At 77.4% G+C, this 12,996-nt stretch carries 5 protein-coding genes; all 5 read left to right on the top strand.

Annotated elements, in window-relative coordinates:
• Window positions 1–138: 138 nt before the first annotated feature.
• The 5 genes from ACZ52J_RS21455 to ACZ52J_RS21435 are packed head-to-tail and all read left to right on the top strand — an operon-like array spanning window position 139 to window position 12,946.
• Complete coding sequence (locus ACZ52J_RS21455) at window positions 139–996, top strand: DUF4132 domain-containing protein (protein ID WP_396287661.1); 858 nt, start codon at window positions 139–141, stop codon at window positions 994–996.
• Entirely contained in the window at window positions 993–6,152 is a 5,160-nt protein-coding gene (locus tag ACZ52J_RS21450) for a hypothetical protein (RefSeq protein WP_465620803.1), read from the top strand. The genes ACZ52J_RS21455 and ACZ52J_RS21450 overlap by 4 nt, the downstream gene beginning before the upstream one ends.
• Window positions 6,149–7,297 (top strand): ATP-binding protein, encoded by a 1,149-nt coding sequence (locus tag ACZ52J_RS21445; RefSeq protein ID WP_465620801.1) that lies wholly within the window; start codon window positions 6,149–6,151, stop codon window positions 7,295–7,297. Before ACZ52J_RS21450 ends, ACZ52J_RS21445 begins: the two co-directional genes overlap by 4 nt.
• 4 nt (window positions 7,298–7,301) lie before the next feature.
• Window positions 7,302–10,997 carry a DUF5682 family protein gene (locus ACZ52J_RS21440; RefSeq protein ID WP_465620799.1) on the top strand — a complete coding sequence of 1,232 codons (3,696 nt, stop codon included), beginning with the start codon at window positions 7,302–7,304 and terminating at the stop codon, window positions 10,995–10,997.
• Window positions 10,994–12,946 carry a hypothetical protein gene (locus ACZ52J_RS21435; protein WP_465620798.1) on the top strand — a complete coding sequence of 651 codons (1,953 nt, stop codon included), beginning with the start codon at window positions 10,994–10,996 and terminating at the stop codon, window positions 12,944–12,946. Before ACZ52J_RS21440 ends, ACZ52J_RS21435 begins: the two co-directional genes overlap by 4 nt.
• Window positions 12,947–12,996: the final 50 nt, after the last annotated feature.

Here is a 12,996-nt window from a genome sequence, read left to right as displayed (position 1 = left end):
TTCGAATCCCTGCGCCCCGGCCGTCTCCACCCCGCCCGTCCCGTTGTCAGTGGGCCTCGCTACGTTCCTCCCATCGCTGGTCAGCAGGGCGATCGAGACGTGGTTCCCGGGTGGTCCCCGGGTGGGAGGAGTACGGCCGTGGCATGGGTGGAGACGGGCGCGGGAGGGTACCGCGTCGCGCTCGACGGGGAGGGCCGGGTGGTGTGCCGCAACGCGGCGGGCCGCGATCTCAAGTCCGTTCCGTCGAAGCTCGGTGACGACCCGGTGGTCACCCAGCTCAAGCAGCTCGCCGAGTGGCTGTCCGCGCACGAGCGCAGCTGCCGGGACGACGTCGAGCGCTGGATGGTGCGCTCGCTGCCGGTGCCCGCCGCGGTGATCACCGCCGTGTGGCCGGACGAGGCCTGGCAGGCCGTGCTGCGCGACCTGGTGGTCACCGGCGCGGACGGCACGGTCGCCGGCTTCCTGCGCGGCGCGGACGCCGAGCGCGGCCTCGGCCTGGTCGACCTGGACGGCGACACCGTCCGCCTCACCGACGGCGAGGTCCTGATACCCCACCCCGTCCTCCTCGAGGACCTCGACGAGCTGCGCGAGTTCGCCGTCGAGCTCGGCGTCTCCCAGCGCGTCCAGCAGCTCTACCGCGAGGTCTGGCACCGGCCGGCGGAGCTCCCGGGCGGCACCGAGGTCACCACCTACGCCGGCGGCCGCTACCGCGAGCTGCGCGAGCTGGCCGGCCGCTGCACCCGGCTCGGCTGCCGGATCCGTGGCGGCTCCGCCGTCCAGCCGGTCACCGAGGGCGGGCGCACCGTCGAGGCCCGGGTCTGGGTCGGCGACTACTACGAGTACGACGCCTGCGAGACCGGAGCGCTCAGCTGGGCGGGCCCCGACGGCCGGGCCCTGCCGCTCACCGAGGTCGGGCCGGTCGCCTGGTCCGAGGGCATGCGGATGGCCGCCGCCCTGTACGCCGGCCGCACGATCGAAGGGGAGGACGCCGCATGACCGCCACCGGCCCGAACACCACCACCGGCTCGGCCACGACCGCCTCGCACGAGGGACGTCCCGAAGCCCTGCTCGACGCCGGCGCCGTGCTGCCGCCCGGCACCCTGGCCGACGCCGGCCGCCCCGACAGCGCCGCCGACGTGCTCACCGCCCGCGCCTACACCCACCCCGCGCTCGACGGCCGCCGGATCGTCCGGCTGGTCCCCGGCGCGCTCGGGCAGGCCGAGGACCTCGCCCTCGACTTCCTCGGCCTGACGCCCGACGCCGAGCCCGCCGAGGTCGGCCAGGTCCGCCAGGAGGCGCTCGGCTTCCCCGCCTGGGCACTGGTCCACGACCCGGCCAACGGCCACCACGCGCTCGCCCTGGTCAAGGAGATGGAGCGGCTGGCCCGCCAGGCCACCTCCAAGCCCGGCGCCGCCAAGGACGGCTTCGACGAGCTCGCCACCCGCCTCGGCCGCGCCGTCCCGCACTTCCTGCCCACCTTCTGCGAGGAGGTCGGCCGGATCTTCCTCGGCCACGGCAACCAGACCTACGCCGCCGCCTGGTTCGGCAAGGCCCGCGACGCCGAGCGCACCCACGGCCTGACGGTGGACGAGGAGCGGCTGCGCGCCGTCTTCCTGGAGTTCGCGCTGGCCGGCGCGCTCACCGTCAAGTCCCTGCGCCAGTACGTCAAGGAGCTCGCCCGGCGGCTCGACCCGCTGACCGCCTGGCAGCGCTTCCGCCAGCTGTGTACCGAGCGCTCCGCGGCTGGCATGGCCCCGTACGCCGGGGTCGCCGAGGACGCCCGCGCGCTGATCCGGGCCGCCGGGCTCGACCGTGCCGAGCACGAACGGGCGCTGCTCGCCGAGCTGTTGGCCTCCCCGGCGGTCAACCGGGCGCCCGCCGCGTTCTGGAAGTCCTGGCACGGCGCGCTGGTCGAGCTGGGCAAGGCCGACGCGCGGATCCGGGTCCGCCTGCTGGAGCTGCTGCCCGACCCGGCCGCCGCCGACTCCGCCCCGCACGACACCGCCTGGCTGGCGGTCCTCGCCGCGACCGGCGCCGAGGAACAGCTCACCGGCCCCCGCCCCGAGGGCGCCGAGCCCGCCGCCGCCTGGCTCCAGCGCTGGTGCCACCACCTCGGCCGCGGCTGGCGCACCCGGCCCAGCTGCCCGGCCACCCTCGCCCTGGCCGGCCGGATGGTCGAGCGGCTGCGCGCCGACGCCGTCCCGGTCGACCTCTTCACCGGCGTCCAGGCGAGCCACACCCGACTCGACCTGCTGGACCTCCTGCTGGCCGCGGGCGTCCCCGTGGCCGACCCGCCGGCCGACCGCGGCTTCGACCTGCGCGACTGGGTCGGGCAGGCCGGCCCCGACAGCGCCGGCCTCACCGCCCTCGCCGCCGACGCCCGCTACCGGCCGATGCTGCGCCGCGCCACCCCGGCCGCCTGGGAGACGGCCGTCAAGCGCCAGGCGGCCGTGCTGCCGCTGCTGAACGAGCTGTTCGCGGAGTGGGCCGAGGCTTGCGCCGAGGAGGTGACGGCCGCCCGCGGCCTGGCCGGCGCCGCCGACCTGGTCCGCTCGCTGAGCCAGCACCGCACCGCCATCCGCACGGTCGCCCCGGCCGCCGCCGAGAAGATCGCCGCACTCGACGTCACCGGCCTGCTCGCCCGGGCCCTCGGCGCCGGCATCCTGGACGAACTCGGCTGGCCCGCCCTGGAGGAGGCGCTCGCCAAGCTGGCCGACCCGCCCGCCGCCGACGCCCCGCCGACCACGGCCCCCGGCCTGCGCACCCGGGGCCTGAGCGGCCTGATCGTCGAGGACGCCTGGCCGTACCTGATCCTTGCCCGCCTCGACCGCGCCGTCGTGGTCGGCCCGCAGGGCATCCTGCTGGACCACACCCTGCGCCTGCCCAAGCTGCCGGAGAACTGGAACCGCCCCCGGCTGCGCCTGGTCGACGGCGAACTCCTCGTCGTCTGGTACGAGGACGGAAAGCAGACGGCGTACTGGTCCGGCCGCCCGGAGCAGACCTTCGGACTCGAAGGCAGCACCATCGCCGGCTACCACTACGGCGAGCGGTTCCCGGAGGTGCCGTCCCTGCCGCTGCCCGGCGGCGGCCGCACCACCGGCGAGCGCCCGCTGCACCCCGGCGACACCCGGATGCCCAACGAACACCCCGTCCTCGGCGACGGCACCGGCTACTGGACGCTGCGCCACGGCGCCGACGGCCCCGTCCTGCGCGAACTCGACCCGGCCACCGGCACCCTGGGCCGCGCCGCCGAGCCGCCCGTGATCGCCGCCACCGCCGCGGCCGGCCGGCTCGCCGAAGGCAGTACCCGGCTGCTGCCGCTGCAGCCCGGCCTGGAGCAGACCCCGCTCGGCACCGACGGCACCGTGCTCGGCAGCTGGGTCCGCAGCGAGCCCGGCCGCGTCGTCACCACCTTCACGGCCGACGGGCAGCGCATCGTCCTGCCGCTGGACGGGCGGCGTGAGCCGGACATCGTCCCGGTCGGCCGGCTCGCCCTGCCCGGCGAGGGCCGCCCGGTGGTCAGCCGCCCGGGCGGCGAACACCTCTCCCTCAACCTGCCCGACCTCGCCGACCGCGCGGACCGCACTGCCGACCTGCGCAGCTGCCGGTCGGGCGAGCTCTCCGCCGCCGGCACCGTCCTCGTCCCGCCGTACGACCACTGGCACGCCCTGCGGCCCCGCGACGAGGCCGGATCCCGCGCCCTGCGCGGCCTGACCACGGAGCAGGCCGCCCACCTGATCGACCTCGCCTGGCCCGTCGACGCCGAGCCCGTCCCGGCGGACGAACAGCGCTGGCTGACCGTCCAGGGCGTCCGGCGCCCGCTCGCCCAGCGGGGCGAGGCCCGCACCACCCTGCCGGTCGAGGCGGTCGGCGCCGCCCTGCCCGGGATCGCCCACCCGCTGCTGCTCGCCGGCGTCGCCGGATTCGCCCGCGCCGCCGCCGACCTGCTGGACGGGGTCGCCCGGTTCGTCCCGCAGCCGGAGGCCGAGCGCCCCGGCAAGGCGGAGGCCGCCGAATGGCGGCCCGAGCACGGCCGGGACGACGAACTGCGCGACGCCGTCCGCGCCGTCCTGCCCGAGATCGGCGGCTTCGGCAACGGCTGGGGCACCTCCGACCGCTGCTGGGTGCTCAACAACCTGCGCACCGTCAGCGCCGTCCTCGCCGCCCCGCCCGCCGCACCCGCCCCGCCCGCCCCGCCTGCCGCGAACGGCGCGAGTGGCGAGGGCTGGACCACCCCGGCGAGCGTCACCCTGCACGGCGGCGACGCCAACCACGGCTGGCTGCACCTGCTCGGCCGGGTCGACGCCCTGGCCCACGCCGTGGCCGCCCCACTCACCAAGCCGGCCCACCGCTCCACGCTGGTCCTGCTGCTCGGCGAACTCACCAAGGGCCCGCTCGCCGACCGCGGCGCCACCCTGCGCGAGATCGTCCTCGCCGAGCCGGCGCAGCGCACCACGAGCGACCGGCCCACCAGCCACCGCCAGGGCGAGGTGCTACGGCACGGCGACCGCACCGTCGTCATCCTCGGCCACCGGCGCCAGTTCTCCGACGGCACGGTGCACTGGCTCGCCGTCGACCACGACCCGAGCGGGGAGTTCGGCCCCGTCGCGCACTTCACCACCGTCGAGGAGCGCGGCACCGAGGAACGGGTCTCCGCCGCCTGGACCGCCACGTTCCGGCAGGTCGCCGCCCTGGGCCGCAGCGTCCCCTGGGACGCCGCCCGCGCCACCGCCTTCTCCGAACTCACCGGCATCGGCACCACCCGCGCCACCCTGCTGCTCAGCCCGCCCCCGGGCCTGCTCCACTGGGGCAACGCCGAGGTGCCCGCCGAGTACGGCTTCAAGCCCGCCGAGGTCAGGGCCGCCCAGAGCTGGCTGCGCGGACACGACCACGCCGGCATCGCCGACGTGTGGAGCGCCCTGCTGCCCGCCGACCCGAAGACGCTGTGGACCGACGGCCCCGACCTCGCCGCCGGGGCCGAGGCCTGGATCCGCCGCTTCGGACGGCTCGTCACCCTCCCCGAGGAGGCCCAGGCCACCGTCCAGGGCGTGTCCATCGGCACCATCGAGGCGGTGCTCAACCCCGCCCACACCCCGTGGCTGACCCGCACCACCGGCTTCCGGCGCAACGACAACGACCAGGGCACCTCCCAGCTGGTCCCCGAGGACCCGTCCGCCGTGCCCGGATCCGGCGCGCTGGACTCCACCATCGACGCCATCCGCTGGCTCGCCTACCACCTGCCCGCCGACAGCCCGCTGCGCGCGCTGCTGCCCCGGGCCGCCGCCGCGCTGCGCGAGCGCCTGGCCGACCCCGAGCTGCTCCTCGACCTCGACCTCGTCCGCACCCCCAAGGGCACCTCGCTGGCCGCCGTCCTGCGCACCCATTTCGGCCTGCCCGCCGAGGGCGGCGCCGACCCGGACGGTCTGGTCCGCTGCGGCCCGGCGCTGGTCCTCACCCCGTACCACGAGGAGTACGAGCGGGTCTGGCTGCGCCCGGCCGCCCTGGCCGGCCCGGACGACCCGCTGCTCGAACTGCTCGACGGCCTCTCCAGCAGCTACTGGTTCGGCACCGAGCGGGCCGCCATCGCGGCCGTGCTGCGCGGCGAACCGGAGCGCCTGGCCGCCTCCGCCGCCGCCTGCTCCGCCGCCTGTGCTGATTCCGCCGCCTCCGCCGTGACGGCCGTCGGCGACGGCCCGGCCTGGCTGCAGAACCCGCAGCTGTCCGCCCCCGAGCTGGTCGCCGAGGTGTCCCGCACCCACGGCCTCGGCGAGGACGCAGCCGCGCTCTACCTCCAACTGCTCGCCCTGCCCGACCCGACCGACCGCAACGTCGCCCGCTGGACGGGCTGGAAGCCCGCCCGGCTGAAGCGGGCCCGCGCCGAACTCGCCGCCACCCACCTGGTGCTGGAGGCCAAGCGGTCCCGGGCCGGCCGCGGCCTCTTCCTGCCCGGCGGCTGGCAGGAGGCCAAGTCCCCGGCCCTGCCGGCCGAGACCTGGAAGGCCGCCCTGTACGAACTGCCCACCCACCGGCCCGTGCTGGCGCACCTGCCCGTCCCCGAGCTGTTCGCCCGGGCCTGGCAGCGCACCCTCGACGGCGACGCCCCCGGTTACGAAGAGCTCCAGACCAGCAAGCGCAGGAAGGCCCGCCGATGAGTACCACCACCTCCGTACCCATGCCCGCGGAGCGGCAGATCGTCCCGCCCGAGGAGAAGTACGCCGCCGAACTGGAGTTCCTCGCCGCACACGACAGCGGCCCGCGCCCGCCCGGCTGGCACCTCACCCCGCGCGCCGTCGTCACCTTCGTGATGGGCAGCGACGGCGAGAAGCTCAAGGCCGGGCGCAGGAGCCTGGTCATCGAGCCCAAGTTCGTCGGCGAGCGCGCCCTGGTCGAACGCTGCGTCGTCACCCTCGCCGGGGAGCGCGGCCTGCTGCTCGTCGGCGAGCCCGGCACCGCCAAGTCGATGCTCTCCGAACTGCTCGCCGCCGCCGTCTGCGGCACCAGCGCGCTCACCGTCCAGGGCACCGCCGGCACCACCGAGGACCAGCTCAAGTACGGCTGGAACTACGCCCTGCTGCTCGCCCAGGGCCCCAGCCGCGAGGCCCTCGTCCCCTCCCCGGTGCTCACCGCGATGACCACCGGGGCGGTCGCCCGGGTCGAGGAGGTGACCCGCTGCCTGCCCGAGGTGCAGGACGCCCTGGTCTCCCTGCTCTCCGAACGGCGCGTCGCCGTACCCGAGTTGGCGGGCACCCCGGACGGGCAGCTGCACGCCGCCGCCGGCTTCACCCTGATCGCCACCGCCAACCTGCGGGACAAGGGCGTCAGCGAGATGTCCGCGGCCCTCAAACGGCGGTTCAACTTCGAGACGGTCGGCCCGATCGGCAGCCTCGCCGCCGAGGTCGACCTGGTCCGCCGCCAGTCCACCGTCGCCGTCGCCCGGGCCGGCGCCGCCTACGCGGTCGACGACGCCGTCCTGGAAGCCCTGATCACCGCCTTCCGTGACTTGCGCACCGGCCGCTCCACCGAGGGCTGGGACGTCGAACGCCCGTCCACCGTGATGAGCACCGCCGAGGCGGTCTCCGTCGCCACCGCGCTCGGCGTCACCGCCGCCTACCTGCCCGACGGCGGCGACCTGCTCGGCCGCCTCCCCGGCCAGCTCCTCGGCGTGGTCCGCAAGGACGATCCCGCCGACGCGGCCCGCCTGCTCGGCTACTGGGACGGCCCGGTCCGCCGCCGCGCCGAACAGGGTGCCGCCACCTGGCGCACCCTGTGGGACCTCCGCTCGGCGCTGGAGGCCTGAGCCGATGAGCAGCGCGGTGACCCCCGTCCCGGACGACGCGGACCGTACGGTCCGGACCGAGGCCGACCGGCTGGCCGCCTCCGGCGCCGGCCGCCCCGGGCCCTACCTGATCGGCGTGCGCCACCACGCGCCGTCCCTCAGCGCGGTCGTCCCCGCGCTGCTCGACGCCGCCCGACCGGAGGCGGTGCTGGTCGAACTGCCCGCCGAGTTCCAGCCCTGGCTCGGCCCGCTCGCGGACGAGGCGACCGAAGCCCCGGTCGCCCTCGCCGCCGCCCCGGCCGGACCCGACGAGGCGGGCGGCCCCGCCTTCTACCCGTTCGCCGACTTCTCCCCGGAGCTCGCCGCCCTGCGGTGGGCCCGGCGCAACGGCGTGGAGGCCATCGCCTGCGACCTCCCGCTCGCCCACCGCACCACCCGGGCCGGCGAAGGACGGCGCATCGGCGGGGCGCCGGACGCCCCCGGCGTCGCCGACGCGCTGCGCCACCGCCTCACCGGCCGGGACACCGACGAGGACCTGTGGGACCGGCTGGTCGAGACCGCCGCCCCCGGCTCCACCCCGGAAGCCGTCCGGCGCGCCGCCCTGCTCGTCGGCTGGGCACTGCGCCACGACGCCGAGACCGGCCCCGGCGTCGACCCGTACGACCTGCGCCGCGAGGCCTGGATGCGCGCCCGCATCCGGGCCGCCTCGGCCGGCGGGCGCCGGATCGCCGCCGTGGTCGGCGCCTTCCACGCCTCCGCCCTGCTGGACGGCCCGATCGCCACCGAGGAGCCGCCGCACCCGGACGACCCCGGCCATGTCCTCTCCCTGATCCCGTACACCTACCCGCTGCTCGACGCCCGCTCCGGCTACCCGGCGGGCATCCGCGACCCGGAGTGGCAGCACACCGTCCTCGATGCCGGCGGCGACCCCGAACGGCTCGCCGAGGCGCTCACCACCACCGCCGTCCGGATCTGCGCCGCCCTGCGCAGCCAGGACCACCCCAGCGGCCCGGCCGACGCCCGCGAGATCGTCCGCCTGGCCGGCGACCTCGCCCGGCTGCGCGGCCACGCCGTCCCCGGCCGCGGTGAACTGGTCGAAGCCGTCCAGACCGTCCTCGCCCAGGGCGAACCCCTCGGCCGCGGCCGGGCCGTCGCCCGCGCCCTCGAACAGGTCCTGATCGGCACCCGCACCGGCCGCCCCAGCCCCGCCGCCCCGCGCAGCGGACTCGCCCCGGCCGTCGAGACCCTCCTCGCCGACCTCGGCCTCCCCGGCCCCGCCGACCCCGGCCCCCGCGACCTGCGCCTCGACCCGCTGCGCAGCCCTCTCGACCGCCGCCGCGAGATCCTCCTCCACCGCCTCACCGCCTGCGACGTCCCCTACGCCGACCCCGTCCCCACCACCGGCGCCGGCGGCACCGAAACCCTCGGCACCCGCTGGCGCCTCCACTGGACACCCGCCACCGCCGCCATGCTCACGGTCGCCGGCACCCGAGGCGTCACCCCCGCCCAGGCCGCCGAGGGCGCCCTGCGCACCCGCCTCACCGCCGACCCCACCCCGCGCGAGATCATCGACGGCCTCACCGCCGCCGCCTCCTGCGCCCTCCCCGCCCTCACCGACATCCGCCTCGCCCAACTCACCACCACCCTCCCTGCCTCAGCCACCCTCCCCGACCTCCTCGACGCCCTCTCCCTTCTCGACCGCCTCGCCGCCGGCCACTTCCCGGGCTGCCCCCAGAGCGGGGAGAACACGGCGCCCAGCGAGGAGGGGGCGCCAGCCGCGCCCGGTGGTCAGGACATTGCCTCACCTGCCTCATCTGCCTCGCCTACCTCAGGCGCTCCGGCGTCCGGCTCCTCCTCCCCCTTCTCTTCTTCTCCCTCCTCCTCCGCCGGGCCGTTGGCGGCCGCCGGGGAGGTCCTGACGGTTGCCGCCGTGCGGCAGTTGGAGGGGCTGGGCGGGTCGGACGATCCGCAGGACGCCCGGGCGCTGGTGGAGTTGGCGCGGCGCGCGGATCGGCTGGGTGGGGTGCGGCCGTCATACGCGCTGGCCGAACTCGCCGAGCGGGGGAGTCCGTTGGTGCGGGGTGCGGCCGGGGCGGTGCGGGTGCTGCTCGGGCAGGAGGCGGCCGGGGTGCTGGGCGCTCGGGCGGCCTCGTGGGTGGACGGGGCGACCGGTCCGGAGGCGCGGCACGCGCTCGGGCGGGCGCTGGTCGGGTTGCTGACGGCGGCGGAGGGGCTGTTCGACTCCGCCCCGGAGGCGCTCGCGCCGGTGCTGGAGCGGGTCACCTCGCTGCCCGACGATGCCTTCCTGGACCGGCTGCCCGCGCTGCGCGGCGGCTTCGACACGCTCAGTCCGGCCGCCCGTGACCGATTGCTGGCCCTGGTCGAGGAACACCTGGGCACCCGGCTCACCGCGCTGCCCGAGGAGGCCGGCCCCGCCGTGCTCGCCGGCTGGGTGCGGGCGGACCTCGCGGCCCGCGCCGCGCTGGCCCGCCGCGGCCTGCTGCCACCGGCACCGGCACCGGCACCGGCAGCCCCCGATCCGGCCCCTGATCCGGCCCCGGCGTCACAGCTTGCCCCCGAGCACGTCGCCGCGGCGGACCCGGCCCACCACACCCTCGGGCCCGCCGAGCGCTGGCGGCTGCTCCTCGGCCGCCCCGGCAACGGCGGCCTGAGCGGCCGCGGCGCCCGACTCGCCACCGCCCTGGACGAGTTGTACGGCAGCGGGCACGGCGAGGGCTCCGGTCCCGGCGTGGGGAGCCGGGGCAGCCGGGGCGGCCGCGAGGCCCCCTACCCCGGGGTGCGGGAGTGGGCCGAGGAGCTGGAGTCGCTGTTCGGCCCGGGCCTGCGGGAGGAGGTGCTGGCCGCCGCCGTCGCGCAGGGCCGCACAGACGTCCTGGCGGCGATCGACCCGTCCGCCGTCCGCCCGTCCGTCGACCTGCTGCGCACCGTCCTGGAGCACGCGGGCGGCCTGCCCGAGGCCCGGCTGGCGCGGCTGCGCCCGCTGGTGCGGCGCCTGGTGGACGAGCTGACCCGGGAGCTGGCGACCAGGCTGCGCCCGGCGCTGACCGGGATCGCGGTGCCGCGCCCGTCCCGCCGTCCGGGTGGCGGGCTGGACCTGGACCGGACCATCCGGGCCAACCTGGCCACCGCCCGTCCCGCGCCGGGGGGCGGCACCCTGATCGTGCCCGAGCGCCCGGTGTTCCGGACCAGGGCGCGGCAGGCCAACGACTGGCGGCTGATCCTGGTCGTGGACGTCTCCGGGTCGATGGAGGCCTCCACGGTCTGGGCGGCGCTCACAGCCTCGATCCTGGCCGGGGTGCCCTCGCTGAGCACCCACTTCGTCGCGTTCTCCACCGAGGTCGTCGACCTCACGGAGCGCGTGGAGGACCCGCTGAGCCTGCTGCTGGAAGTGCGGATCGGCGGCGGCACCAGCATCGCGAGCGGCCTGCGCTACGCGCGGGAGCTGGTGACGGTGCCGTCCCGCACGCTGGTCGCGGTGGTCAGCGACTTCGAGGAGGGCGGGCCGGTCTCCGGGCTGCTGGCCCAGACCCGGGCGTTGGTGGACTCCGGCGTGCACCTGCTGGGCTGCGCGGCGCTGGACGACACCGGGACGGCCCGCTACTCGAAGGCGGTCGCGGGCCGACTGGTCGCGGCCGGTATGCCCGTGGCGGCGTTGAGCCCGCTGGAACTGGCCCGCTGGGTGGGGGAGAAGGTGCGATGAGTGTGACGGTGCGGACGAACGAGTGGCCGGGCGTGCGGCCCGAGGTGGTCGCCGAGGTGGTGGCCGGGCTGAGCGCCCGGCTGCAGAAGCGGCTGGACGGCGCGGCTGCGAAGCTGGCGGAGCGTCCGGTGGCGCGCGCGGGTGACGAGTGGCGGGTGGAGGTGGACGAGGAGACGGTGCTCGTCCTGCACGCCCCGGGTGGGACGGTCGCCGACCAGACGGGCGTCCGCTGCGGCTGCCTCCTCGCCCCGGCCTGCGTGCACCGGGCGGCGGCCGTCAGCCTCTGTCCGCTCACCGAGGCCACGGAGCCGGAGCCGCCGGAGCCGACCGGCGCGACGGAGCCGGCCGAAACGGCATCGCGGGCGGCAGCGGCCGAGGCGCCGCCGGGGACACCCCAGGCGCCGACGGGACCGGCGGCCACCACGCCCGCCACCGGTCCCACACCCCCCACCGCCCCCACCGCTCTCACCGCCCCCGAACTCGATGCCGCCCGCCACCTCCACCGGGCCGCGGCCGCCGTCCTCGCCGCCGGGGTGAGCGGCGCGGGCGCCGTCTCCCAGGCCGAACTCCTGCGCGCCGCCCACCGGGCCCGGCTCGCGGGCCTGCACCGCCCGGCCGCGGTGGCCGTCGCCGTCGTGACCCGGGTCCGGTCGGCCCGGTCCGGTGCGCCCGACCACCGGCTGGCGGACCTGGTGGCCGGCCTGCGCGAGCTGCTCGGCCTCACCACCGCCCTGGCCGCCGGCACCGGCCCGGTCGCCGAGCTGCGCGGCACCGCGCGCCAGAGCTACCGGGAGGAGGGCGGCCTGCGGCTCTACGGGCTGTTCGCCGAACCGGTGCTGACGGCGACCCACGCGGGCGCGGTCAGCTGGGCGGTGGACGCCGACGGGCGTCTCAGCACGATCGCCGAGGTCATGCCGTACGACGACGCGGCGGCCGCCGCTCCGCAGGCGGTCGGGGCGGGCAACCGGACGGTCCGGCTGGGCGACACCGCGCTCAGCCTCCGCGAGTTCAGCCGCGCCGGGCTGGCCGTCCAGGGAGCGACCCGGTCCGCCGCCGGGCGGCTGGGGGCCGGTGCCACCGTCCGGGCAGTCCGCGCGGCGGGCGCCGCGTGGACGGCGGAGCCGGCGGCCCGGCTCTGGGCCGAACCGGTGGCCGTCCAGGTGGCGCGGGCGCTCGCGGCCCAGGACCTGCCGTACGAGAGCCGACCCGCCGGGAGCGACCTGCTCTTCCTGGACGTCACACTGCTGGGCACGGCCCCCACCGGCCCGGGCGGGGCGCCGCAGCTGCTGGCGCGGTGCACGGCGGGCGGCCCGGTGATCGCCCTGCGCGCGCCGCACGAGCACCCCGACCTGCCCTTCCGGGCGAACCTCGCGCTGCTCGCCACCGTGCCCGGCCTGCGGCTGCGCATGGTCGGCCGACTGGAGCGCGCGGACCGCCCGGAGCTGCGCCTGCTCGCGATCGGCACGCCCCCGCAGGCGCCGGACTCGCAGGCCACCGGCCCGCTGGCCCCGGACCCGCTGGTTCAAGCCGACCGGGCGGGCCGGGTCAACCTCGGCCTCGAACGCCTCCAGACCGCCGACCTCACGCCCCCGGAAGCGGCGCCCGAAGAACCGGCCGAAAGCTCGGAGCTCCGCACGCCGTACGGTCCGCCGGTGCACGTGCTCGGCCGCCGGGTGGAGCAGACGGTCACCACCGGCCGGCACGCCCTCGCGCCGAGCGGGGCCACGGCGGCGGCCGACCGGGGCCTGCTGCGCGCCGCCGGGCTGGCCACCGCCGCCGGGCTGCTGGACGGCCTGCGGGCCGCCGCGACGGCCCAGCGGCGCGACGTGTTCGGCCGGATCGTGGCGGACGACCACGACGCCTTCGCCGGGGCCTGGCTGGCGGCCGCCTGGTACACCGAGGAGCTGGCCACGGCGTTCTGCTCGGCGGCCTGGACCGGGGAGGGGTGAGCCATAAGTCGAACTATTTGCAAGGACCGGTAATCCGCGCCGACTGGCAT

It is taken from the genome of Kitasatospora sp. NPDC034035 (assembly GCF_055575755.1).
The sequence above is the reverse complement of the archived record's forward strand: the minus strand, read 5'-3'. Positions and strand labels throughout refer to the sequence as shown.

What these genes read in the sequence shown, in the direction of transcription:
- ACZ52J_RS21450 (WP_465620803.1), top strand. Translation starts at nt 993, where the DNA reads ATGACCGCCACCGGCCCGAACACCACCACCGGCTCGGCCACGACCGCC.
- ACZ52J_RS21445 (WP_465620801.1), top strand. Translation starts at nt 6,149, where the DNA reads ATGAGTACCACCACCTCCGTACCCATGCCCGCGGAGCGGCAGATCGTC.
- ACZ52J_RS21440 (WP_465620799.1), top strand. Translation starts at nt 7,302, where the DNA reads ATGAGCAGCGCGGTGACCCCCGTCCCGGACGACGCGGACCGTACGGTC.
- ACZ52J_RS21435 (WP_465620798.1), top strand. Translation starts at nt 10,994, where the DNA reads ATGAGTGTGACGGTGCGGACGAACGAGTGGCCGGGCGTGCGGCCCGAG.